Origin of the sequence: Kineothrix sp. IPX-CK, assembly GCF_039134705.1 — a bacterium.
GTDB classification, from domain to species: Bacteria; Bacillota; Clostridia; order Lachnospirales; family Lachnospiraceae; genus Kineothrix; species Kineothrix sedimenti.
This window is the reverse complement of the sequence record NZ_CP146256.1, coordinates 2,762,759-2,787,919: the sequence shown is the minus strand read 5'-3', so window position 1 is coordinate 2,787,919 and position 25,161 is coordinate 2,762,759. Positions and strand designations below refer to the sequence as shown.

The 25,161-nt window shown below is 44.9% G+C and carries 23 protein-coding genes and 1 pseudogene; 19 read left to right on the top strand and 5 right to left on the bottom strand.

The window, feature by feature from the left end; all coding sequences use genetic code 11:
- From V6984_RS13465 to V6984_RS13440, 6 genes are all read left to right on the top strand, one after another.
- Complete coding sequence (locus V6984_RS13465; protein ID WP_342756137.1) at positions 1 to 633, top strand: hypothetical protein; 633 nt, start codon at positions 1 to 3, stop codon at positions 631 to 633.
- Positions 634 to 826: 193 nt separating this feature from the next.
- On the top strand, positions 827 to 2,110 hold the full coding sequence (locus V6984_RS13460; protein WP_342756136.1) for an NAD(P)/FAD-dependent oxidoreductase: 1,284 nt from the start codon (positions 827 to 829) through the stop codon (positions 2,108 to 2,110).
- 9 nt (positions 2,111 to 2,119) lie between these two features.
- A complete protein-coding gene (locus V6984_RS13455; protein ID WP_342756135.1) occupies positions 2,120 to 3,745 on the top strand; it encodes an NAD(P)/FAD-dependent oxidoreductase in 1,626 nt (541 codons plus the stop codon).
- Between the two features lie 39 nt (positions 3,746 to 3,784).
- A complete protein-coding gene (gene proB, locus V6984_RS13450) occupies positions 3,785 to 4,702 on the top strand; it encodes a glutamate 5-kinase (RefSeq protein ID WP_342756134.1) in 918 nt (305 codons plus the stop codon).
- A 79-nt stretch (positions 4,703 to 4,781) separates the two neighbouring features.
- Entirely contained in the window at positions 4,782 to 5,000 is a 219-nt protein-coding gene (locus V6984_RS13445; RefSeq protein ID WP_342756133.1) for a DUF896 domain-containing protein, read from the top strand.
- Positions 4,978 to 5,547, top strand: a complete 570-nt coding sequence (locus V6984_RS13440) for a 5-formyltetrahydrofolate cyclo-ligase (RefSeq protein ID WP_342756132.1) — start codon at positions 4,978 to 4,980, stop codon at positions 5,545 to 5,547. The genes V6984_RS13445 and V6984_RS13440 overlap by 23 nt, the downstream gene beginning before the upstream one ends.
- Before the next feature lie 17 nt (positions 5,548 to 5,564).
- Here V6984_RS13440 and V6984_RS13435 read toward each other — a convergent pair whose 3' ends face one another.
- Positions 5,565 to 5,921: a helix-turn-helix transcriptional regulator gene (locus tag V6984_RS13435; RefSeq protein ID WP_342756131.1), complete on the bottom strand. Its 357-nt coding sequence runs from the start codon at positions 5,919 to 5,921 to the stop codon at positions 5,565 to 5,567.
- Between the two features lie 268 nt (positions 5,922 to 6,189).
- Here V6984_RS13435 and V6984_RS13430 point away from each other — a divergent pair, with 268 nt between their 5' ends.
- The 5 genes from V6984_RS13430 (at position 6,190) to V6984_RS13410 (ending at position 10,018) form a co-directional block, all read left to right on the top strand.
- Complete coding sequence (locus V6984_RS13430; RefSeq protein WP_342756130.1) at positions 6,190 to 7,437, top strand: glutamate-5-semialdehyde dehydrogenase; 1,248 nt, start codon at positions 6,190 to 6,192, stop codon at positions 7,435 to 7,437.
- A gap of 38 nt (positions 7,438 to 7,475) precedes the next feature.
- Positions 7,476 to 8,042: a flavodoxin family protein gene (locus tag V6984_RS13425; protein ID WP_342756129.1), complete on the top strand. Its 567-nt coding sequence runs from the start codon at positions 7,476 to 7,478 to the stop codon at positions 8,040 to 8,042.
- Between the two features lie 676 nt (positions 8,043 to 8,718).
- Complete coding sequence (locus V6984_RS13420) at positions 8,719 to 9,177, top strand: GNAT family N-acetyltransferase (protein WP_342756128.1); 459 nt, start codon at positions 8,719 to 8,721, stop codon at positions 9,175 to 9,177.
- A 69-nt stretch (positions 9,178 to 9,246) separates the two neighbouring features.
- The gene (locus V6984_RS13415) at positions 9,247 to 9,732 is read left to right on the top strand and encodes a MerR family transcriptional regulator (RefSeq protein ID WP_342756127.1); all 486 of its coding nucleotides are present in this window, start codon (positions 9,247 to 9,249) and stop codon (positions 9,730 to 9,732) included.
- A gap of 37 nt (positions 9,733 to 9,769) precedes the next feature.
- On the top strand, positions 9,770 to 10,018 hold the full coding sequence (locus V6984_RS13410) for a GyrI-like domain-containing protein (protein ID WP_342756126.1): 249 nt from the start codon (positions 9,770 to 9,772) through the stop codon (positions 10,016 to 10,018).
- Between the two features lie 71 nt (positions 10,019 to 10,089).
- On the opposite strand, the pseudogene V6984_RS13405 reads toward V6984_RS13410, so the two are convergent.
- From V6984_RS13405 to V6984_RS13390, 4 genes and pseudogenes are all read right to left on the bottom strand, one after another.
- A pseudogene (locus tag V6984_RS13405) lies at positions 10,090 to 11,758 on the bottom strand (ABC transporter permease); the annotation flags it as partial.
- Positions 11,759 to 11,982: 224 nt separating this feature from the next.
- Entirely contained in the window at positions 11,983 to 12,810 is an 828-nt protein-coding gene (locus V6984_RS13400; RefSeq protein ID WP_342756125.1) for an ABC transporter permease, read from the bottom strand.
- Positions 12,800 to 13,873 (bottom strand): ABC transporter ATP-binding protein, encoded by a 1,074-nt coding sequence (locus V6984_RS13395; RefSeq protein ID WP_342756124.1) that lies wholly within the window; start codon positions 13,871 to 13,873, stop codon positions 12,800 to 12,802. Before V6984_RS13395 ends, V6984_RS13400 begins: the two co-directional genes overlap by 11 nt.
- A 26-nt stretch (positions 13,874 to 13,899) precedes the next feature.
- Positions 13,900 to 14,442 (bottom strand): helix-turn-helix domain-containing protein, encoded by a 543-nt coding sequence (locus V6984_RS13390; protein WP_342756123.1) that lies wholly within the window; start codon positions 14,440 to 14,442, stop codon positions 13,900 to 13,902.
- 546 nt (positions 14,443 to 14,988) lie between these two features.
- Here V6984_RS13390 and V6984_RS13385 point away from each other — a divergent pair.
- The 8 genes from V6984_RS13385 to V6984_RS13350 all read left to right on the top strand — a co-directional run bounded on the left by V6984_RS13385 (position 14,989) and on the right by V6984_RS13350 (position 25,152).
- Positions 14,989 to 16,056 (top strand): lactonase family protein, encoded by a 1,068-nt coding sequence (locus V6984_RS13385; RefSeq protein WP_342756122.1) that lies wholly within the window; start codon positions 14,989 to 14,991, stop codon positions 16,054 to 16,056.
- Positions 16,057 to 16,269: 213 nt separating this feature from the next.
- Positions 16,270 to 17,355, top strand: a complete 1,086-nt coding sequence (locus tag V6984_RS13380) for a M15 family metallopeptidase (protein WP_342756121.1) — start codon at positions 16,270 to 16,272, stop codon at positions 17,353 to 17,355.
- A 27-nt stretch (positions 17,356 to 17,382) separates the two neighbouring features.
- Positions 17,383 to 18,513, top strand: a complete 1,131-nt coding sequence (gene tgt / locus V6984_RS13375; protein ID WP_342756120.1) for a tRNA guanosine(34) transglycosylase Tgt — start codon at positions 17,383 to 17,385, stop codon at positions 18,511 to 18,513.
- Positions 18,514 to 18,693: 180 nt separating this feature from the next.
- Positions 18,694 to 19,002: a preprotein translocase subunit YajC gene (gene yajC / locus V6984_RS13370; protein ID WP_342756119.1), complete on the top strand. Its 309-nt coding sequence runs from the start codon at positions 18,694 to 18,696 to the stop codon at positions 19,000 to 19,002.
- Between the two features lie 212 nt (positions 19,003 to 19,214).
- Positions 19,215 to 20,300: a 3-isopropylmalate dehydrogenase gene (gene leuB, locus V6984_RS13365; RefSeq protein ID WP_342756118.1), complete on the top strand. Its 1,086-nt coding sequence runs from the start codon at positions 19,215 to 19,217 to the stop codon at positions 20,298 to 20,300.
- A 63-nt stretch (positions 20,301 to 20,363) separates the two neighbouring features.
- Positions 20,364 to 22,034: a dihydroxy-acid dehydratase gene (gene ilvD, locus V6984_RS13360; RefSeq protein ID WP_342756117.1), complete on the top strand. Its 1,671-nt coding sequence runs from the start codon at positions 20,364 to 20,366 to the stop codon at positions 22,032 to 22,034.
- A gap of 26 nt (positions 22,035 to 22,060) precedes the next feature.
- Positions 22,061 to 23,740 carry a biosynthetic-type acetolactate synthase large subunit gene (gene ilvB, locus V6984_RS13355; protein ID WP_342756116.1) on the top strand — a complete coding sequence of 560 codons (1,680 nt, stop codon included), beginning with the start codon at positions 22,061 to 22,063 and terminating at the stop codon, positions 23,738 to 23,740.
- A complete protein-coding gene (locus tag V6984_RS13350; protein WP_342756115.1) occupies positions 23,737 to 25,152 on the top strand; it encodes a L,D-transpeptidase family protein in 1,416 nt (471 codons plus the stop codon). The genes ilvB and V6984_RS13350 overlap by 4 nt, the downstream gene beginning before the upstream one ends.
- The last annotated feature ends 9 nt before the right edge of the window (positions 25,153 to 25,161 follow it).

The following is a 25,161-nucleotide window of genomic DNA, read 5'->3' as shown; positions in this document are numbered from 1 at the left end:
ATGAAATTTGTAAAACGTATCAGTCTTTTTTTTATCATACCTATGGGAATGTTTTCATTCGGGTTTTATTCCCATATGAAATTGGAGGAGACTTTTTATCCGAAGAAATTCGAAGCCGAACTGGTAAAGCAAAAAAATGTCGAGGTTCAGGAGGAGCCGCAGGTGATACCTACCGCAGTGGGGGAGGAACAAATCATAAGTGCGGATACTCAGTATATTATAGAAGAGGTAGATTTGAAAAAGGATACCTCCGTGGAAACGAAGTGGAAGGTGCCGGAGAAATATATCGGGATGAACAGAGAACGCTTCGTGAAGGAAATGGAGCTATATCAGCAGTCTCCTTCCCTGACGGATCAGGAGCTGGGCTTTGTAAGCGTGGAAGTAGTCTCCTTTTCCAAAGCGAAGGTGGTCATCCGCAAAAATTATATATACAAGGAAGTGAGCACCAGCTTTTATCTGGTAAATGAGAAAAATTTCGTGGTAGTTTATTGCGACGATCTGCGTACGGTATACATGAACACTAACATTTCGCTTGATTCGCTGCCGGATGATCTGAAGCAGGAAATTATAAAGAAGAGATATGTAGCTACGGAGGAAGAACTGTATAATTTTCTGGAGTCTTATTCCAGTTAATGATAAAAAATATTATAACCAGCATTTTGCGGTGTAAGGTCTAATGATTACAGACTTTACACCGTTTATATATTTATTGTATTCAAAAGGGCATAAAGCTTTTCACGGCCATAACAGGAACCGAATATCGGTGTAATGCTAACAGGGCTTGCAATAATGAAGCTGAAATGAGATTGTTAAGCTAAGAAAATTGATGTATAATAGGAATGCAGCGAAATGGCCGGAGAGGTATGGTAAGGTGAAGAAGATAGCGATAATCGGAGGAGGAGCTTCCGGGATGATGGCTGCCATAACGGCAGCGCAGTGTGGAGCTCAGGTGACGATTTTTGAAAAGAATGACCGGATAGGTAAGAAAATACTAGCTACGGGAAACGGGAAATGTAATTATTCCAACAGAGATTTTCGTATGGAGCATTATTACGGAACGTACAGGGATAGACTGCCGCAGCTTTTTGAGCAGTTCTCCGTGGCGGATGCTGTTTCGTTTTTTCATGAGGCGGGGATGCTTAGCAAAGAAAGAAACGGGTATTTATACCCGTTGTCGGAGCAGGCTTCGACGGTATTGGACATCCTCAGGCTTAAGCTTAAGCAGCTGGGAGTCAGGACGGAAGTCTCCGCAGAGGTAAAAAGCCTGCAAAAAAGCGGCAAAGATGGAATGTTTGTCATAGAGGCGGAAGGAAGAACGGAAAAGTTTCATTCGGCAGTTCTGGCTTGCGGAGGATGTGCGGCCCCGAAAACGGGCTCAGACGGAAGCGGTTACCGTCTGGCGGTCGGTATTGGACACCATCTGATAGATACGGTACCGGCATTGGTGCAGCTTAAGTGCAGGGAGGATTTGTTTAAGATGGCAGCAGGAGTCCGGTGTGACGCTTTATTGAAGCTGGGCCAGGAGACCTCTCCTGTTCAGGAAGAGAGAGGCGAAGTGCAGTTTACGGACTATGGAATTTCGGGTATTCCGGTTTTCCAGTTAAGCCGGACTGCGGCATATATGCTGAAGGAGAAAAAAGAAGTTCCCGTTTATATAGATTTCTTTCCTGATAGCGGAGACGAGGAATATGAGAAACTCTGCCGGATGAGAATTGATGATTGTGAAGGAAAGACTGCAGAAGAATTTCTGCTTGGAATGGCAAATAAAAAGATAAATATGGCTATGCTTAAGCTTAAGGGAATAAAACCCTCTGAGGAGTCTGCACGGATAGGGAAAGAGGCTTTGAAGAAGCTGCTCTATTCCTATAGAAGGCTGTGCGTGCATGTGATGAGCACCAATTCTTTCGAGAATGCGCAAGTAAGTGCGGGAGGAGTGGATATGCGGGAAGTTACACTGCAAATGGAGTCCGTATTCGTTCCGGGGCTGTACTTTGCAGGGGAGCTTCTGGATGTGGATGGAAGATGCGGAGGCTACAACCTGCAATGGGCGTGGACAAGCGGATATATTGCGGGCAAAAATGCGGCTATGCAGAATATTAAGAAACAATAGGATGGGAAAATGATTCGTATCAACCAATTAAAGCTCTCTCCCGGACATACGGAAGGCGAACTTAGAGATAAAATAAGAAGGATGTTGAGGCTGCCCGAAGGGGAGAGCTTTTGTTATGAAATTGTAAGACAGTCCATTGATGCGCGGAAAAAGCCGGATATCTATTACAGCTATACGGTAGATGTGAGACTGCAAAAGGAACAGTCGGCAGCTAAGAGGAGCAGGAGCGATCAGGTGAGCGTTGTATCCCCTGTTCAGTATCGGTTTCCACCGTGTGGGCAGAGACGGCTGAAGCATCGCCCCATCGTCATAGGAACCGGACCGGCAGGTTTATTCTGCGGCTATATGCTTGCCCGGCACGGATATAACCCCATTTTGCTGGAGCGGGGCAAGGATGTGGATTCCCGAAAAAAAGAGGTGGACAGATACTGGGAAGGCGGCAGTCTGAATCCGGAATGCAATGTGCAGTTCGGCGAAGGGGGGGCAGGAACCTTTTCGGACGGAAAGCTGAATACCTTGGTAAAGGATAAGGATGGCCTGAATAAGGAGGTGCTTTCTATTTTTGCGGCAGCAGGTGCGCAGGAGTCGATTCTATATGACGGAAAGCCACATATCGGAACAGATATTCTTATGGACGTGGTCAAAAATATACGTCAGGCAATCGTCGATAACGGAGGAGAAGTACGGTTCGATACAAAGGTATCGGATATTGTGGTGTCGGATGATAGGATACGTGCGGTCATTACGGAATCCGGAGGGGAATTCCTGCGGCTGGAGGCGGAGGCTGTAGTGTTCGCCATAGGTCACAGCGCCAGAGATACGTTCGATATGCTGTATAAACGGCAGATTCCCATGGAGGCGAAGTCCTTTGCGGTAGGAGTGAGGGTGGAGCATCCTCAGAAAATGATTGACGTTTCCCAATACGGGGAAGGAGAGCATAAGCTGCCGCCCGCTTCCTATAAGCTGACGGCACGGACGAAGGAAGGAAGAGGAGTATATTCTTTTTGTATGTGCCCCGGCGGTTATGTAGTGAACGCTTCCTCGGAGGAAGGACGACTGGCGGTAAACGGAATGAGCTACAGCGAAAGAAACGGTAAAAATGCCAACAGTGCAATTATCGTCTCTGTTACGCCGGAGGATTACGAAAGTCAGCATCCCCTTGCTGGGATAGCCTTTCAGCGAAGACTGGAAGAAAGAGCCTTTGCTTTAGGACAAGGGAAGGTTCCGGTGGAATATTACGGCAATTTCAAAGCCCATACGAAGAAGGAAGAAAAAACGCCTGCAATAGAGGGCGGGTATCCGCCACAGATAAAGGGGCAGTGGAAATTTGCTGAAGTGCACGACATCATGCCAGAGTCCTTAAATCGGGCGTTTGTGGAGGGGATGGAGCAGTTTGAGCGTATCATTCCCGGCTATGCGCAGGACAGCGTACTGCTGTCAGGTGTTGAGAGCCGTACTTCCTCTCCGGTACGAATCACCAGAGGAGGAAATGGACAATCGGTCATAAGCGGTCTATATCCGTGTGGAGAAGGAGCAGGCTATGCGGGCGGCATCATGTCGGCGGCTATGGACGGAATAAAGATTGCGGAGCACATTGCGAGAGAATATATGCCATTTGAGAATAAAAAGAAATAATTTATTAAATTAAGGATAGGCGGAGGAAATAAAGATCCCATGGAGACGAAGAAGAAAGTGGAAGAAACAAAAGACGGCGCAGACATAAAGCGCTTCAGGGAGAGAATAAAGGATAAGAAGAGGATCGTAGTGAAGATAGGTTCCTCCTCCTTACAGCATCCGGAAACGGGAGATTTGGATTATACCAAGCTGGATGTTCTCGTAAGGGAACTCTGTGATATGCGCAACAGGGGAAAAGACGTTGTGCTGGTTACCTCCGGTGCTATCGCGGTAGGAAAAAAAGCAGTACATATCAAGGATATAAAGAATACGGGAGAAGACAGCCCGATCGCGGTAAAGCAGGCGTGTGCAGCGGTAGGCCAGGCGAGACTTATGATGACATACCAGAAGATATTTGCGGAATATAATCAGGTGGCAGCGCAAATACTTATGACAAAGAATACGATAGTAGATAATTTGAACCGTTACAATGCTCACAATACTTTTTCCGAACTGTTCAAATTGGGAGTCATTCCTATTGTGAACGAAAATGACACGGTAGCCACGTATGAGATAGAAATCGGCGATAACGATACGTTGTCGGCTATCGTAGCAGCTTTGGTGGATGCGGACCTTTTGATACTGCTTTCCGACATCGACGGCTTATATACGGATGATCCGAGACGGAATAAGAATGCGCAGTTTGTCGAGGTGGTAGAGGAACTTACCGACGAGCTGATGGATATGGGAAAGGCTTCTACGGGGAGCAGCGTTGGAACGGGCGGAATGAATACGAAATTGATTGCGGCGAAGATTGCTACCAGTTCCAACATCGATATGATTATCGCCAACAGCAAGGATATTAAGGTGCTGCATCGTATCTTGGACGGGAAAAATATAGGTACCTTATTTGTTGGGAACAAAGAGACCTATTTCGATTTGCCGGAATTTGTAGCTAATATGCATACCACCGACTGACGAGGTCGGATAAGTCCTTGTCATTTGATGATAATGAATGAAAACGTATGAAACGAAAGGTTAACATAATATGGAAAACATGGACAAAAAAATTGCCCGAATCAATGAATTGTACCGTAAATCACAGGCAGAGGGATTGACTGAGGAAGAAAAAGGGGAGCAGGCGAGCCTTCGCAGCGAATATATAGCCAATGTAAGGGCCAATCTTCGCGGACAGCTGAATAATATCAATATTCAGGAGAAGGATGGCTCCATTACGAATTTGGGAGAAAAGCATGGAAACAAAAAGACACATTAGAAAGAGTGTACTTAAGCTAAGAGATGAGCTGCCACAGAGCACCAGACAGTCTATGAGCCGCCGGATTATAGGAAGCCTTATGGATACTGACGCTTATAAAGCGGCGGAGGCTATTCTATCCTATGTGAACTTTAAAAGCGAAGTGGAGACGGAACTGCTGATTGCAGAGGCGCTAAAATGCGGGAAAAAGGTTTACTGTCCCAGAATAGATGAAGAGGATATGGATTTTTACCGTATTACGAGTATGGATGATTTGTCGGAGGGCTATAAAGGAATACGGGAGCCCGTACCGGAAGGGGAAAGACTCTTAAGCGGCAGGGACATCAGCCTGCAGAAATGTCTGATGATTATGCCGGGAAGTGTCTTCGATAAAGAGAGAAACCGGATTGGGTACGGCAAAGGATATTATGACAGGTATCTGGAGAGATACCCGCAGCTTCCAACCATTGCTGTATGTTTTGAATGCCAGATTGTGGAGCATGTTCCGGCAGAGGAATACGACAGAAAGCCTGCTATGATACTGACGGAGGAAGCAATATATACATAAATTCTCTGCAGCCGGTTTTATTTATGTTTCGTCTGGGTATTACCAAGATAGGAAAGATACTTGACAACTTCCTGACGATTTGCCTTATTCAGTTTTTCCAGATTGTTAATGACCTCTTTTAAGGAAATGTCATGTACATATTTGGAGTTCAAATCGTAGGAGCCGACGTACCCGGGTTCCACGCCGAGAATATAATCGGCGCTGACTTTATAGAGCTTAGCCAGATTGATGACATGACGGGAGGGAAGCTCGCGCTTATCCAGTTCATAATAAGAATAAGCCTGCTGGGATATGCCCAGATAATCGGCTACCTGCCTCTGTTTGAGATGATTGTTTTCTCTTAAGCTCTTTATCATAACACTTACGTCTGCCATATGAATACCCCTACTTCGTTTTGTTGTGGAAATAATAGCATACGACATAAAATAGTATGTGGAATAACCACGAAATTATGTTGATAAATGTAGTTTTACAACATAATGTTGTAAAAAATAACAAATTTAAATGCAAAAATAATGCGTTATCGGGAACGGAGTGAACAGTAACGGCAAGTGAAATAAAAACGTGGTTGAAATAAATGGAATTTTCTTATATAATTAATAAAATTTCAGACAATGAAAAACCGAAAGAGAGGGCTTATAGATGACGGATTTAGAAAGCATGGGACAAAGAGCGGCGGCGGCGAAATTCGAGCTGCAAAGGCTCTCTGCGGAGAAGAAAAATGAAGCGCTTAGTAAGGCGGCGGAGGAATTGCTCGCTGATACGAAGCATATTTTAGAGGAAAATAAAAGAGATATTATAAAAGGCGAGAAAAATGGCATGCACCCCGGTATGATAGACAGACTTCGCCTGACAGAGGATAGAATAAAAGGGATGGCAGAGGGGCTGAATCAGATTATCGCGCTGGATGATCCCGTAGGCGAAGTATTGGAGGCTTTTACCCGACCCAACGGCCTGCACATTCATAAGCGCAGGGTTCCCTTGGGAGTCATCGGAATTATATATGAATCCAGACCTAACGTGACAGCAGATGCTTTCGGGCTTTGTTTCAAGGCTGGCAATGCGGTCATTTTAAAAGGGGGAAGCGACGCTGTTTGCTCGAATATAGCGATAACGGCTGCCATAAGAAGGGCGCTTAGCGCCTGCAGCGTATGCGAGGATGCCATTCAGCTCATTGAGAGTACGGACAGAGAAGTGACGGCACAGTTCATGAAGCTGAACCGTTATGTGGATGTACTCATTCCCAGAGGCAGTTCTGGACTGATTCAGAGCGTTGTTACCAACAGCACTATTCCGGTAATCGAGACAGGGACGGGAAACTGCCATATTTTTGTGGATGAAACCGCAGACCTCGAAAAGGCGCTTCCTATTATTATCAATGCGAAGACGCAGCGTATCGGCGTATGCAACGCCTGCGAGTCGCTGCTCGTTCATGAGGCGGTGAAAGAAAACTTCCTTCCTGCGTTAGCGAAGGCTTTTAGGGAGCATTCGGTGGAAATGCGTGCTGATGAGCAGATAAGGGAAATTATAACGGATGCGATTCCCGCCACAGATGAGGATTACGGCACGGAGTATCTGGACTATATCATTTCCATGAAGACGGTGTCCTCTGTGGACGAGGCGATTGCTCATATTAATAAGTATGGCACCAGGCATTCCGAGGCGATTCTTACTCAGAATAAAGAAAATGCAGATAAATTTTTACGGGAAGTGGATGCAGCCTGCGTTTATGTAAATGCTTCCACACGGTTCAGCGATGGCTTTGAATTCGGTTTTGGAGCGGAAATAGGAATCAGCAATCAGAAGCTTCATGCCAGAGGCCCTATGGGACTTAAGGAGCTGACTTCCTATAAATATACGATTGAAGGTGACGGGCAGGTACGCCCTTAAGTGCTCGGTTCATAGAGCATTGTAAAAGGAGGACTTGTGTGAAGGCATTTTGTATTATTGGAAGTCCAAGAAATAATGGAACGACCGCTTGTGTGGTCGATAAAATTATTGAAGGAATGAAACAAAACGAAATAGACGTAGAAAAAACTGTATTAGGCCAAATGGACATACATTATTGCACGGGCTGTAAATCATGCTATACAAGTAAAACCTGTAAACAGCATGATGACATGGATGTAATAATAAAACGTTTATTTGAAGCTGATATTATATTAATTGCATCTCCATCTTATTGGGGAGATGTTACAGGTCAATTGAAAGTGTTTTTTGACAGATCTACGCCATTATGTGATGCTAATGGAGGTACCTTGGTTCCAAAAGGTAAGGTGGGAATTTCAGTTGCAGTCAGGACGGGACAGAGGGTAGAGGAAAATTTGCATATCATCCATACAATCGAGCATTATTTCTGCCATTTAGGAATAAAGCCGATTAAAAGTTTTACCGTAGAGGGTGTACCTTATAAAGAGAATTTTGAATTCAGACAAGATAAAGTCGAAGAAGCATATACTATAGGTACTGATATTTTAAACTATTTAGAAATATAAAGGAGTAGGAAGCATGTTGGAATTATTATTTATTCAAAACTGCACCTCACGAATAATCCAGGCTGTCCTGTATGCTGTGTAGTAGAGTTAACATTACTTGCTCTAATTCTGATCTTTGGCGGATTACCGATTAGTAACGAAAAGACTGATTACTATATTACCGACACGTTCTGCGGTGCAGGTATCGGCTTTGTACTTACAGGAATAGTACAATTTATCCGTTCTGTAAAAAAAGATCATAACGTAGAAGTCTCTGCGAAATAATTGACTGGCTTCCGGAAGCTATAAGCAACGCATATATAAACATAACTGATAAGGAGAAAATCATGACATTGTTGGGTGCCAAAAAAAGATAAATGAATTTATATACAAAAAAGGTATAAGTTCAAGAATTGATGTTAGAGTAATGGATCTCACTTCAGAAGTGGGAGAGTTGTCAAAGGAAGTATTAACAGGCAGTGACTATGGCAGGAACCCTTTTCCGCTACAAAGGGCTGAAAAAATGAACTGGGTGATGTTCTATTTGCCCTTATTTGCATTGCGAATGGAACAAGGTGTTGATTTAGAAATTTGCTTGAAAAAACACTCGAAAAGCTAGAACAAAGATTTACCGCAAAGGTTGATTTAAGTTCGGGAAGATAGACTGGTATTTATGATCAATATTGGAGGAGTATTTATGATTTTAAAAATAGCTGATAAACAAGATTTGTGTGCCATTCTTAACCTTCAATACCTTGCGTATCAGAGTGAAGCGATGCTGTGTAATAATCCTAAAATACCACCACTTACACAAACTTTGCAAGAGGTAGAACAGGAATTTATAAAGGGGATTTTTTTGAAGGCTTTAAATGAAAAAGACGAAATAGTGGGATCTGTACGCGCATATTCTGCAAACGGCACCTTGTACATTGGTAAGCTTATTGTTCGCCCGGATTTACAGGGGCAAGGCATCGGCACGATACTTTTAAAGGAAATGGAAGGAAGGTTTCCGCATAAAAGGTACGAGTTATTCACAAGTTCAAAAAGTGCACGTAATATTAAGTTATATGAGCGGTTAGGATATTTGGCATTTAAGGAACAGGAAATTACGACGGATTTAAAATTTATTTACTTGGAAAAATGGACTCCGTCTTAGTAAAAAGGCAGTAGTCTTTCGCCCAACATTGGAAATATAAAGAGTGTTCAAGAAATTATTGGTCCCTACTTGACAGCATCTTACAATGAAATCGGACTGCTGGTACCGGCTACCATAGACGCCTTTACGGGATACCGGTATTACAGCGAAGCGCAGCTTCCGTTAGCAGAACGAATCCGTGTGTTAAGAAATATGGGGTTTGGACTTGCCGTCATCCAGGAGATTCTGGAAAAATTTGATGATGCATATGAAATGGAAAAATTTTTGCAGATAAAGCGAAGGGAGCTAGAGGAAGAGGAAAATGTCATGAGACAGCGGATTTTACTTCTTGACAATGCGATAAATTGGCTGAGAAAAGATGGTAATTTTATGGATTATACAGTATCGTTAAAGACATTGCCTGAAAGATATGTGGCCAGCATACGTCAGATTATCCCCAGCTATGACAGTGAAGGAATGCTCTGGGGGATGCTCGGAGAGGAGGGCGGTCCTCAGGATATTCAGGCGGACAACCCGTGCTACGGCATGGCAATCTTTCCTGATGGGGGGTTATAAAGAGAAGGATGTGGATGTGTAGATCCAGATTTCCGTAGTGGGGAAATATAAAGATACGGAGCATGTGAAGTTCAAGACAGTAAATTCTGTTCAGATAGCTTCCGCTACATATAAGGGAAGTTATGAGCAGATTACGAGGGTAAATGAAGCGGTAGCCCATTGGATACTGGAAAACGGATATGATTTTGACGGAGTGTCCTTTTGCATTTATCATGTGAGTCCGCACGATGCGGCGACAGATGATGATTTGGTCACGGAGGTCTGCTATCCGGTAAAGAAAAAATAGTCATATAATTCAATAACAAAAAAGCGGGTTCAGTTTTGAATCCGCTTTTTCTAAATATAAAACATATTTTAGTTCGATTTTACTTCTTTCCACAGATTGTTATAAACAGCATCGCCGTCATCTCCCAAGTACTGGAAGGTTTCCAGATTGGAATATTGAGATAAATCAGGAAACGCGATAGGAGAGTTTTTAATTTCTTCATCTTCGATAAGCTCTCTTGCAGCATCGTTGGGAGTAGAATAAGTAATATATTCGAAGTTTTTCAATGCAATATCCGGGCGGCACATGAAATCGATGAATTTTTCCGCATTTTCTTTATTCTGAGAATTCTTCGTCACTACCCAAGAGTCGATCCATACGTTAGTACCTTCTTTGGGAATTACATATTCCAAATCAGGATTCTCGCGCTGTGTGAAAATTGCTTCGCCGGAGTAGATGACCCCGATAGCCGCTTCGCCTCCGATCATTTTGTCACGAACCTGATCGATGACATATGCCTGAACGAGGGGCTTCTGTTCGATTAAGGAATTTTTTGCCGCATCCAACTCGGCGGCATCCGTGGAATTCATGGAATAACCGTTTAATTTGAGAGCTACCATAAATGCGTCGCGGACAGAATCCTGCATTAAAATATTGTCCTTATATTTTTCGTTCCATAATATGCTCCAGCTGTCCACAGGTTCATCTACCATGGTCTTGTTGTAGAGAATGCCTACGGTTCCCCAGCAATAGGGAACGGAATATTTGTTTTCGGGATCGAACTGCCTTGCCTGCTCCCAATATTGCTCTCCGATGTTGGCTTTTGCGTTAGGCATATTATCGAAGTTCAGCTCAGCTAACAAATCGTTTTCGATCATTTTCTGAATCATATAATCAGAAGGGCAGATAACGTCGTATTCGGAGGCTCCTGCTTCGATTTTGGGATACATGATCTCGTTAGTCTCGAACTCGTCATAGACAACTTTGATTCCGGTTTCTTCTTCGAACATATCCAATACATCAGGGTCCATATATTCGCCCCAGTTGTATACGATAACCTCACCGTTTGCACCGGAGGAACCGGTGCCGCAGCCTGCGAGAGATAAGAGAACTGCCGTAGACATACATAAAATAGATAAGTGTTTTTTCATTGCGGTAATATCCTCCTTAGATGTTAATTTATTGTTACTATGAAGCCATAGGCCAAAGAGTAACGATTCATGTTTTTTCTTTCGGTGCTTTATTGACAAGGAACAGAAGCAGCAGTACCGTTACAAAAATAATAGTAGACAACGCGTACATCTCCGGTTTGATTCCTTTTTTTACTTCGGTATAAATCTTGGTGGACAGAGTATCGACACCGGCACCTTTGGTAAAGTGCGTGATGATGAAATCGTCCAGGGACATAGTGAAAGCCATCAAAAATCCGGACAATACCCCGGGCAGTATATCGGGAAAGACCACCTTGAAAAAAGCCCGTATGGGAGATGCGCCCAAATCCAGGGCAGCCTCATAGGTACTGGGACTTATCTGTTTCATTCGCGGCATGACACACAGGATCACATAAGGAATGTTGAAGGTAATATGGGCCAGCAGAATCGTTCCCAATCCGAATTTAAGCCCTAAGCTGATAAAGAGCAGCATAAGGGAAATACCTGTAACGATATCCGCGTTCAGCATGGGAATATTGGTAACACCCATGATAATTGTGCGGTTTCTCTTGCTCATGTCATTGATAGCTATGCAGGCGATTGTTCCGATGATAACGGCAATGAAAGAGGATACGAAGGCGATCAGAAGAGTGTTCCAGAGGGCCTGCATAATTTCCCTGTTTTCAAAAAGGGAAAAATACCATTTAGTCGTAAATCCTCCCCATTTCGCCCTCGTGCGGCTGGCGTTAAAGGACAGTACCATAAGCGTAGCGATAGGAGCGTAGAGAAAAATAAAGATTAAAGCGATATATATCTTCTTTGCAGTTGTTCTGATCATAGTGCGGAGCCCTCCCCATCTTTATCGAAGATAGCGGAAGCGACCATATTGACGATGATAAAGATCATGAGCACAATGGAAAGTCCGCTTCCCAGATGCCAGTTACCCGCCTGCGTAAAGGATTCTTCAATTACGTTGCCGATGAGAAGAATCTTGCTTCCGCCTAAAAGGTTGCTGATGACGAAGGTCGTAAGCGCCGGGATGAACACCATGGTGATTCCGCTGATGACGCCCGGAACCGACAGAGGAAATGTGATCTTGAAAAAGGTCTGCAATTTGTTAGCTCCCAAGTCCTTGGCTGCATTGATAACGTTGGAGTCTATTTTAACTAATGCGTTATAAAGGGGCAGCACCATAAAGGGCAGAAAGTTATAGACCATGCCAAGCACAATGGCGTAGGGCGTATTTATAATATTTAAGGACGGCAGATGAAGAATTGCCAGTACGTTGTTGATGACGCCCGTCTTTTCTAAAAGGGTCTGCCACGCGAGAGTACGGAGTAAAAAGTTCATCCACATGGGAAGAATAAAAATGAGAACGATGAAGCTGTGCTGGTTCACGTTCATATTTGCCAGAATCATTGCCAGAGGATAAGCGATGAAAAAGCATATCACAGTGCTGATAAGGGATAATCCCAATGAGAGCCAGAGAGCTTTTGCATGCTCCGCGGACATAATCTCCGTCACATTTTCCAAAGTGAAAGTACCGGTCTTATCGGTCAGACCATAGTAAAACACCATACACAAGGGAACGATAATAAAAATAACAGCCCATGCGATGTAGGGGGAGGATAAAAGCCTTTGGGATGATTTGCTATTCTTCAACGCCTACCGCCTCCTCGTCTTCCGATGCCGGTTTGTTCATGATCTGGATGTTGAACGGATCCACCTTAATGCCTACCGGCGTACCAACAGGAAACATACCGGTAGAATGAACCAGCCATTCGAACCCGTTTGCGGTAACCTCCATTTCGTAATGAACACCTTTAAATATCAAATGAGTGACAGTCCCCTGAATCGTACCTTCCTCCGGCTTGGTAAGCTCCACATCCTCAGGACGAATAACCACATCCACCGGTTTGTTATGGCCGAAGCCCGTATCCACGCAGGCAAATTTCGCTCCGAGAATTGACACCAGCTTATCCTCTAACATCATCGAGGCGATGATGTTGCTGTCTCCGATAAAGTCGGCAACAAAGGCGTTTTCCGGCTCATTGTAGATCGTTTCTGGTGTTCCGATCTGCTGGATATAGCCCTGATTCATAACAACGATGGTATCTGACATGGTAAGGGCTTCCTCCTGATCGTGAGTAACGTAAATAAAGGTAATCCCTAATTCGTTCTTCAAACGGATCAGCTCATACTGCATATCCTGGCGAAGCTTCAAATCCAATGCGCCCAGAGGCTCATCCAAAAGCAGCACCTTGGGTTCATTTACGATGGCGCGTGCGATGGCGATACGCTGCTGCTGGCCGCCGCTTAAAGAATCGGGCATACGCTTTTCATAGCCTTCAAGATTTACCAGTTTTAGGGCATACTTAATTTTATCATCAATATAGTTTTTACTTTTATTCTTGATTTTAAGCCCGAAAGCAATATTTTCGGCAATATTTATATGGGTAAAAAGCGCATATTTTTGAAATACGGTATTAAGCTGGCGCTTGTTGGGGGGAGTGTTCGTGATATCCTGCCCGTCAAAAACGACTCTGCCCTTATCCGGGGTAATAAAACCGCCGAGTATGCGCAAAGTAGTAGTTTTCCCGCATCCGCTCGGACCGAGCAGAGTGAGAAATTCGTTCTCGTGAATATTCAGATGCAGCTCATCCAAGACCATTTCTCCATCAAAGGATTTCGATATATCGATTAGATTAATTAATTCTTTATTCATAGAAGAGATCCTCCGGTACGTAAAAGTTAAAAACTGGGCGGAGAGCTGATCCACAGGATGACTGCTCCGGTTTTATTATTTGCTGTAATATAATGTGTCGTATTCGGTGTGAAGTAAAAAGTTTCCCCTTTTTTGGCACGAATTGTTTTCTTTCCCAGGGTAATGGCGATACTTCCGGATAAAACGTAGCCGAATTCCTCCCCTTCATGAGGGTTATCCGGATATGTGGAACCGCCCGGAGCCAGGGTCAGGCGAATCGGTTCCATATTGTTCTTCTGGGCATTGGGAATAATCCACTCAATTTTGTTGCCAAGTTCTTCATCGACTTTTTCGAAGTAATCCGTATCGTGAAAAACAATCTGTTCCTCTTGCGGATTCTCCGAGAAAAACTCCTGTAAATCCGTTCCAAGACATTGCAAAATATCCATAAGGGTAGCGATAGAAGGAGAGGTCAGATCACGCTCGAGCTGCGAAATAAATCCCTTCGACAACTCACAACGCGCTCCAAGTTCTTCCTGCGTCAGCCCTTTCTGTATTCGTAGTTCCTTTAATTTGTTTCCTATTTCCATATTTTACCGCTTTTTTTCGTGATGTGTCCGTTCCTTTTGTAAAGAAAAGGTAAACACAAAGTTTACTGATACTAAACAAACGCTGATAACAATTATACTAGGAGTTAATGCATTGTCAATAGGTAAAATTAAGATTTTACATTTGTAATTTCAAAACAAATTCAAACAGCCCCGTGCAGAAATTACTTTATAATGTAGTTAACAAAAAATAAGGGCTGTGGTATAATGTCCGAAAAGGGCAGAGTCGGGTAATCGTTCCCTCAGCTCAATTATCGTGCTTGCACGGATAATTGAGCTGAGGGAACGATTACCCGACGAGCGAAGCGAACTCAAAAACGTAGTTTTTGAGTCTCTGCCCGCCTATCGGTATCCGAAATATAACCTCTTACATAGGATTAATCTTACGTAGGATCAATTCTTACGTAGGCGCAATATTTACGTAAGATCAATCCTTACGTAAGATCTCTCTTTACGAAACCCAAGGATACAATAAGGCGGCGCTCAAGTTCAAATATCCCAATAGCACAGTACAAGGAGAATAATCTCATGGAAAACGAAAAATACGTTGCATACGTCTCTACCTACACTACCGGAATAGGAGACAAGCATGGAATAAAAATTTATGACGTGGATATGAAGCAGGGAAGGATGACGGAAAAGGATCAGGTAGAAATCAGCAACTCTTCCTATATTACAATCTCTCACAACCAGAAGTATCTCTATTCTATTACCGACTTCGGAGTAGAAGCCTATAAAATACTGGAAAACGGAGAACTTTCTCTCATTAACTTCGAATCGATCAATGGCATGAGAGGCTGCTATCTGTCCACCGATTATTGTGACGAATACCTCTTCGTGGCAGGCTATCACGACGGCAAGATTACGGTGCTCAGGCTGAAGGAAAACGGTGGCATCGGCGGTATAACCGATGAAGTGTTCCACAAAGGTTTAGGAAGCGTCGCGGAGAGAAATTTCCGCCCCCATGTCAACTGTGTGAAGATGACAAGAGACAACAAGTATTTGTGTGCGGCTGACCTTGGAATGGATCATGTCAAGGTATATGTGTTGGATAGAGAGAAAGGAACGCTGAAGCTTGCGGATGTTATCAGAAGCGACCAGGAGTCGGCACCGAGGCACTTGAAGTTTTCCAAGGACGGAAGATTTCTTTATATCGTACACGAGCTGAAAAACTGCGTGGATGTCTACAGCTATGAAGTGAAAAACGGCAACCCGTATTTCGAAAGGATTCAGGAGATTTCTACCTTAAACGATTATCATGCGAGCAATTCTGCGGCCAGCGCCCTTAATTTTTCTGTGGATTTCAAATATCTGGTCAGCTCCAATGCGGGAGACAACAGCGTGGTCATTTATAAGATAGATGCAGATACCGGACTGCTTACAAAGGTGTTCTGCCTTCCGGTGAGCGGAGATTATCCGAAGGATGCAGCTCTTTTTCCGGATAACAAGAATCTGGTCTCTCTCAACCATGAATCCGACAGTATGACATTCTTTAAGGTGGACTTGAAAAAGGGACTGCTCATCATGAACGGACCGGAGATAAAGGTTGAACAGCCCAACTGCATCATATTCCATAAGCTGGGTAACTTTATGTAAATATTATTCCCTCTCGCTGCAGAAAGAAGCGAAAATCGCTATCAGGTCGGAGAACATCTCCAAAATCGGGAAAATAGAGGGTTTATTTTGAAAAAATAGTGTACAAATAAAATAAATGTGTTATCATATATTGTAGAAATTTATGTTAATTTGTAAATTTTTACAAATGTTATGTAAATCCTCAAATTCGTGCGGTGGAGATGTGAGCATCTTATGGAGAATGAATTTAGAGAAAAAGTACGACAAATTTTTCTTAAAGTAGTCAAAAAAAATAAGTATTTAAAAGAGCCGATGCTGTTTTGTATGACAATAGTGTTGATGGGTTATTATGCCTTACGGCACCTTGAGGATAACGGAAAACGATATGCAGGCATAGGCTTTGTTATCATATTTTTTCTGCTCAACAGCAGTTTTGCCTTTCCTATTGTGGCAGGCATGAGTGGTTTTGTTTCTTCGGGAGCCATCGAAGCGAAGACGGAAATGGCAGATTCGTCATCAGCTGTCGTTGCGGAGGAAAGCGGTGCAGTTTTAGCCAAGGAGCCGGCGGCAGAGAATGAAATGGAGATTTTGGACGATGAGGACGTGATGGACGATTATGAGGACGCAGAGCATCACGGACTGGAGGACGAAGACCAGTATACGTTAGATGAGATTTTGGAAGAAAATAAAGATTACCGGACAGAGGCCGGCTTGGCGACAGACGGGCAGCCCGGAGAAGAAGCCACTTTTTCTGCAGATGACTGGAGGCTCGTGCTCATCAACAAGCAGCATCCCATACCGGAGGGCTATCATTTCGAACTGGTGACAATAAAGGGCTGTATGCAGTGTGACGGAAGGATTAAGGAGGATCTTCTCGCCATGCTCCAAGGAGCGAAGAACGACGGAGTCAATCTCGTTATTCGTTCTCCGTATCGGGATATGAGCAGGCAGGAGTATCTTTTCAACCGCAAAATCAAGGTCTATATGCAAAATGGAATGTCTTATATGGAAGCTTATAAGACCGTATCCCAGACGGTAACCGTGCCGGGAGCCAGCGAGCATCAGATCGGTCTGGCCATAGATATTACCAGCGATAATTATGCGGCGCTGGACGCAGGCTTTGGAGATACACAGGCCGGAGAATGGCTGGCAAAGTACGGCTGCGAGTATGGCTTTATACTTCGTTATCCATTGGGGAAAGAATATATTACCGGTATAGAATACGAGCCTTGGCATTTCCGTTATGTAGGCAAAGAAGCAGCGGAGATCATTATGGAAAAAGGGATTACCCTTGAAGAATTTGTGGAAAGCTATTTATGAATATTGTAAAGAAAGCGAAAGATCGTTATGTATAAATTGATCAAGCAGGAGGGCAGAGCCAAAAGAGGCGAGCTGCACACTGTGCACGGAGTTATTCAGACCCCGGTATTTATGAATGTTGGAACTGCTGCTGCGATAAAAGGAGCGGTGGCTTCGGACGACTTAGAAGGAATAAAGACGCAGGTAGAGCTGTCTAACACCTATCATTTGCACGTCAGGCCCGGGGACGAAGTGATAAAGAAGATGGGCGGGCTGCACAAGTTCATGTCATGGGACAAACCCATTTTGACTGATTCGGGCGGATTTCAAGTATTTTCACTGGCTTCCTTAAGGAAAATCAAAGAAGAGGGCGTTTATTTTCAGTCCCACATCGACGGTCGGAAGATATTTATGGGGCCGGAGGAAAGCATGAGAATACAGTCTAATTTGGCGTCCACCATAGCGATGGCCTTCGACGAATGCCCCTCCAGCAAGGCAGAACGCAAATATGTGCAGGCTTCGGTGGAGAGAACAACCAGATGGCTGGAACGCTGCCTGAGAGAGCTGAGTCGTCTGAATGCGGCAGAAGGGACCATTAATAAGAAGCAAATGCTGTTTGGGATCAATCAGGGAGCCATTTTTCCGGATATTCGGATAGAGCATGCCAAGATTCTTTCCCAGATGGAGCTGGACGGATTTGCCGTGGGCGGACTTGCCGTGGGTGAGAGTCATGATGAAATGTATTATATATTGGAAGAAACGGTTCCGTACCTTCCGGCGGATAAGCCTACTTACTTAATGGGAGTAGGGACACCTGCCAATATTCTCGAAAGCGTGGAGCGGGGAGTGGACTTTTTTGACTGTGTATATCCGAGTAGAAACGGACGGCACGGACATTTATATACGAACCAGGGTAAAATTAATTTATTTAATGCGAAATATGAGCTGGATGAGCGTCCGATCGAAGAGGGCTGCGGCTGTCCGGCCTGCCGCAGATATTCCAGAGGCTATATCAGACATCTGTTAAAGGCGAAGGAAATGCTGGGAATGCGGCTTTGTGTGCTTCATAACCTCTATTTCTATAATACGATGATGGAAGAAATCAGGAACGCTCTCGATGAAGGCAATTTTGCGGCATATAAGAAAAGGAAACTGGAAGGAATGTCTGCGTCACTGTGAAGCTGCGCATCCTGCACTGAGTGCTTTTATTTCATAGGAAACCGAAACTTTACTACTGCAACGTAACAAGCTCTTTCTTATGAAATAAAAAATATATAAAACTACTTGTTTTATATATTGAATTTGTGTATGATACTTTGTAGTAAACGATGAAAGAAGAGATATTAGGAGGAATTACGAATGGGTATTTTGTTAACAGATGCGGCAGGCGGTACGGGAGCCGGTATGATTATGGTTGTTTATATCGTATTGATTGTTGGTTTCATTTATTTTTTCATGCTTCGTCCCCAGAAGAAGGAGCAGAAGAAAATGTCCGCGATGCTGTCTTCTCTTGAGATAGGCGATAGCATACTGACCAACAGCGGTTTTTATGGTATAGTGATTGACATTACGGAAGATACGGTTATCGTAGAATTCGGAAATAACAAAAATTGCCGTATACCGATGCAGAAATCTGCGATTTCCGCGGTGGAAAAACCGGAGGCGTAAAAGCACCTGTTTTTAAGTAAAGGATGGATGATATATTTTAATAAAAAACGAAGAGATCATAATAATCTCTTCGTTTTTTTCTAAAATGTACCGGCGGATTTTCCTATATTTTATAACGGGGTTGAAATTTGCTATATTTTAATATATTATGAAGTGAGTAGGCTTTTGTACTGTACTACGGCAAAGAATGAAATCAAGGGAGTGGAATTGGTATGGAATTGAAGATTACATGTATTCCCGGCGATGGTATTGGACCGGAAATCGTAAGAGAAGCAAGGAAAGTGCTCGACAGCGTCGCGAAGAGTTACGGGCATCGAATACAATATACGGATATATTGATGGGAGGGGCTTCCATAGATGTGCACGGTATTCCGCTTACGGAGGAAGCTGTGGAAACAGCGAAGGCTGCCGATGCGGTGCTTATGGGTTCCATAGGCGGCGATACGACGACATCCCCCTGGTATAAACTGCCGCCTAATCTGCGGCCGGAAGCCGGACTTCTTGCCATTCGGAAGGCACTTAATCTTTTCGCCAATTTAAGACCGGCCATTTTATATGAAGAGCTCGCGAAGGCATGTCCCCTTAGGGAAGAAATCAGTGCACAGGGCTTTGATATGTTGATTATGAGAGAACTTACCGGAGGCCTTTACTTCGGAGATAGAAAGACTATAGAAGAAAACGGGATTCGAAAAGCGACAGATACTCTTGTCTATGATGAGAATGAAATACGCCGCATTGCGATTAAGGGCTTCGATATCGCGAAGAAAAGGAGTAAAAAGGTAACCAGCGTGGATAAGGCTAACGTGCTGGATTCCTCCAGACTTTGGAGAAGTGTGGTGGAGGAGGTTGCTAAGAACTATCCGGACGTGACCTTGGAGCATATGCTGGTGGACAACTGTGCGATGCAGCTTGTAAAGGATCCGGCACAATTCGATGTAATACTTACGGAGAACATGTTCGGTGATATTCTTTCGGACGAGGCAAGCATGGTAACCGGCTCTATCGGCATGCTGGCGTCGGCGTCCCTGAATGATACGAAATTCGGTCTCTATGAGCCCAGTCATGGTTCTGCCCCGGATATTGCGGGAAAAGACATCGCGAATCCTATCGCTACCGTCTTGTCGGCGGCAATGATGCTCCGATTTACCTTCGACCTGGATAAAGAAGCAGATGCCGTAGAAGCGGCGGTGAAGCATGTGTTGAAAGAAGGATACCGCACGGCAGATATTATGTCGGAGGGCTGTAAAAAAGTATCGTGCACGCAGATGGGTAATCTGCTGGTGGAAAGAATTGGCTAAAGATATATAGACGATGATTATAATAATATTGAAATAATAGAAATTAAGACAGGAGAGACGAATATGAGAAGTGATTCCGTTAAGGCGGGTACCCAGCAGGCACCGCACAGAAGTTTGTTCAATGCACTCGGCTATACCGAGGAGGAAAGAAGACGTCCGATGATCGGTATTGTAAGCTCTTATAATGAAATCGTTCCGGGACATATGAATCTGGATAAAATAGTGGAGGCTGTTAAGATGGGAGTGGCGATGGCGGGAGGAATGCCGGTGGTATTTCCGGCAATCGCAGTTTGCGACGGCATTGCTATGGGGCACATCGGCATGAAATATTCCCTTGTTACGAGAGACCTGATAGCGGACAGCACCGAGGCCGTAGCGATGGCTCACGGCTTTGACGGGCTGGTTATGGTACCCAACTGTGACAAGAATGTTCCCGGCCTTTTGATGGCGGCGGCAAGAATCAATATCCCTACAGTATTCGTTTCCGGCGGACCGATGCTGGCAGGACGGGTAAAGGGAGAAAAAAAGAGCCTTTCCGCTATGTTCGAAGCAGTAGGAAGCGTTGCGGCAGGAACGATGTCGATGGAAGAACTTTGCGAATTCGAGGAGAAGGTTTGCCCTACCTGCGGCTCCTGCTCCGGCATGTATACGGCCAATTCCATGAATTGTCTGACCGAAGTGCTGGGCATGGGACTGAAAGGCAACGGTACGATTCCGGCCGTTTATTCCGAGAGGATCCGTCTGGCGAAGCATGCCGGCATGAAGATCATGGAGCTTGTAGAAAGGGATATCAAGCCCCGCGACATCATGACGGAGAAAGCTTTTACCAATGCGCTTCGCATGGACATGGCACTTGGCTGTTCCACCAACTCTATGCTGCATTTACCCGCAATCGCGCATGAAGCTGGAGTAGATCTGAATGTGGATATCGCCAATAAGCTTTCGGAAGAGACGCCGAATCTTTGTCATCTTGCTCCGGCAGGCCCTACCTACATGGAGGACTTGAACGAGGCAGGCGGCGTTTATGCGGTGATGAACGAACTTAATAAGAAGAACCTTTTATATACGGATTTGATCACGGCTACCGGAAAGACTGTAGGTGAAAATATCACAGGATGTATCAATAAGGATCCTGAGGTTATTCGCCCCATCGATAACCCTTACAGCAAGACCGGCGGCATCGCTGTGCTCAAAGGAAATCTGGCGCCGGATTCCTGTGTGGTGAAGCGTTCGGCAGTAGTGGCGGAAATGATGGTGCACGAAGGCCCTGCCAGAGTATTCGACTGCGAAGAAGACGCTATTGATGCGATCAAAGGAGGCAAAATCGTCGCAGGCGATGTTGTAGTTATCCGCTATGAAGGCCCTAAGGGAGGACCGGGGATGCGCGAGATGTTAAATCCCACCTCTGCAATCGCAGGTATGGGACTGGGCTCCAGCGTGGCGCTCATCACGGACGGCCGTTTTTCAGGAGCGTCCAGAGGCGCTTCCATTGGCCATGTATCTCCGGAGGCAGCGGTAGGAGGACCTATTGCGCTTGTCAGGGAAGGTGATATCATCAGTATCAATATACCGGCTAATACGATAGATATGAAAGTTTCCGACGAGGAGCTTGCGGGAAGAAAAGCCCTTTGGCAGCCGAGAGAACCTAAGATAACAACGGGATATCTGGCGCGTTACAGGGAAATGGTAACCAGCGGCAATAGAGGCGCAATTTTGGAGATCCCAAGAAAATAGAATCCGGTCATATGGAGGAGAGACAAATGCAGCTTACAGGTGCGGAAATCGTAGTAGAATGTTTGAAGGAACAAGGAGTAGATACCGTTTTCGGTTATCCGGGCGGGACTATTTTGAATGTATATGACGCGTTATACAAGCATAGTAATGAAATCAGACATATTTTGACCTCTCACGAGCAGGGGGCGGCACATGCGGCGGACGGCTATGCAAGAGCCACCGGAAAGACAGGCGTATGTCTGGCTACCAGCGGTCCGGGCGCTACCAATCTGGTAACGGGAATTGCGACGGCACAGATGGATTCCGTGCCTATGGTGGCTATTACATGTAACGTGACGCTTCCCTGTCTCGGAAAGGATTCCTTTCAGGAAGTGGATATCGCGGGCGTGACGATGCCGATTACGAAGCACGGCTATATTGTGAAGGATATAACTATATTGGCGGATACGCTGCGCAAGGCGTTCCGCATTGCGAAAAGCGGCAGGCCGGGACCGGTATTGGTAGACATTACGAAAGATGTGACCGCGATGCTCGGGGAATATGAGCCGGCAGTACCGGAACCTGAACAGCTTCCTAAAAGCTACACGCAGGAGGATATTGAGAGGGTATTACAGCTCATAAAGGAAGCGAAAAAGCCATATATATATGTAGGCGGCGGAACGATTATTTCAGATGCTTTTCCGGAGGTAATGGAATTTGCGAAGAAGCTGGATGCGCCGGTTTGCGACACCCTTATGGGCAAGGGGGCTTTTGATGGAAATGACCCTCTTTATACCGGAATGATAGGAATGCATGGAACGAAGACCTCGAATCTGGGAGTCAGCAGCTGCGATTTACTGGTAGCTCTGGGTGCGAGATTTTCAGACCGGGTGGTAGGTGATCCGAAGAAGTTCGCAAGCAATGCAAAGATTGTGCAGATAGATATCGATGCGGCGGAAATCAATAAGAATATCAAGACGGAGGCCTCCATCGTAGGTGATTTAAAAGAAGTGCTTTCCATTGTTAATAAGCAGATGCCTCAGATGGAACACATGGAGTGGGTTGCTTATATAAAGGATCTAAAAGAAAAATATCCATTGAATTATAATAAGGAAGGTTTGTCCTGCCCCTTCGTCATGGAGGAGCTGGACCGTATTACAAAAGGAGATGCGATTATCAGTACGGATGTAGGACAGCATCAGATGTGGGCATCTCAGTATTATAAGTACACCAGGCCGCGTACTTTCATAAGCTCTGGAGGATTGGGAACGATGGGCTACGGCCTCGGAGCATGTATCGGTGCGAAGGTGGGAATGCCGGATAAGATTTGTGTGAACATTGCAGGAGACGGATGCTTTCGCATGAACATGAATGAACTGGCTACGGCCAGCCGATACGACATTCCTATTATCCAGATCGTGATCAACAATCATGTTCTGGGTATGGTTCGTCAGTGGCAGACTTTGTTTTACGAGGGACGTTATTCCCAAACCGTTCTGAAAGATAAGGTGGACTTCTGTATGGTAGCGAGAGGACTGGGCTGCGAAGCGATTCGTGTAACCAGCAAGGAGGAAGTTGGACCGGCAATCGAAAAGGCGATTTCCCTTAAGAAGCCGGTACTCATCGAGTGTATTATCCAAGAGGATGATAAGGTATTCCCCATGGTTCCGGCAGGCTCTGCTATCGACGAAGTGTTTGATGAGAAGGACTTGGCAAAATCGAAATGAGGAAATCTGGTGCGAATAAGAAGGCGGCAAGGGGAATCACAGCCGCACTGCTGACCGTTATTTTTCTGCTTCTGGCTTCTTATGTGGGCCTGGCGGAATATTATAAAGGCGGCTTCAGCTACGGTACGTGGATTAACGGTATCTACTGTACCGGAAAAACGGTGGAAGAAGTGAACGAGGAACTGTTAAAAAGCTGTTCCTATGAGGGTTTGCATATTTTTGACAAGGAGGGGTATTCCTATGAAATTTCTGCGAAGGACATCGGCTTTGCCTTTGACTTCGAGGAGGCACTGCGGACTTACCTGAACAAGCAAAACCCTTACCTTTGGATCGATAACCTCCTGGTATCCAAGGAGCGTACGCTGATCCCCGTTATTTCTTATGATCCGGAACAGTTGGAAAAGACGCTTCTTCGTATCTCTATTTTCGCTGACGAAACGGAGAAGGTGAATAGGGATGTTTATATCATTAAGACCTATCAGGGTTATGAACTGGTCGATGAACGGGCCGGAGTGCTGAATAAGCAAAAGGCCAAGGAGGTCATAGAAACAGCTCTTAACAGCTTTTCACAGGAAGTATATCTGGAAGAGCAGGGTTGTTATGAGGACTTACCTCTTACGCAGCAGATGAGCGAGAACCTCTCTTTATGGGAGAAGATAAAGGAGTTTCAGTCCTGTCTCATCATATATAAGTTCGGAGATGAGCAGGTACCGATAGATGCATCTGTAGTCTGTGACTGGATTGCGGCAAAAGAGGACGGAAGCTTTTTTCTGAACGATGAGGGCAATTTGGAAGCTGACGATGCCAGGATAGAGGAATTTGTTGAGCGCCTTGCGGATGAATATGATACGGTAGGAGGAATCAGGCACTTCAAAGCGACCAGAGGAGAGACCGTAACGGTGGAGGGCGGCATCTATGGCAATAAATTAGACCGGAGGGCGGAGAAGGAATATCTAAAAAAGGCTTTCCGGGATAAATCGAGTGAGATACATACACCTCAGTATGTGCAGAAGGCATGGCAGCAGGGGAAAGACGACATTGGCACGACCTATATTGAGATAGATATGACGAAGCAGATGATGTATTATTATAAAGAGGGCAGACTGGAAATAGAGACGGCAGTGGTCACCGGCAATACAGGAAGAAGGATGGGAACGCCATCAGGAGTGAACTACGTATATGCGAAACAGGAAAACCGCACCTTACGGGGACCGGGATATGCAGCTCATGTGAACTTCTGGATGCCCGTAAAGGGGAACATCGGAATACACGATGCGTCGTGGAGAAGCGAATACGGCGGGGAAATCTATCAAACGAACGGTTCCCATGGCTGCATCAATACCCCATATGACAAAATGAGTGAGCTGTATGAAACGGCGGAGGTAGGAACGCCCGTAGTCATGTTCTATTAATTTTACAAG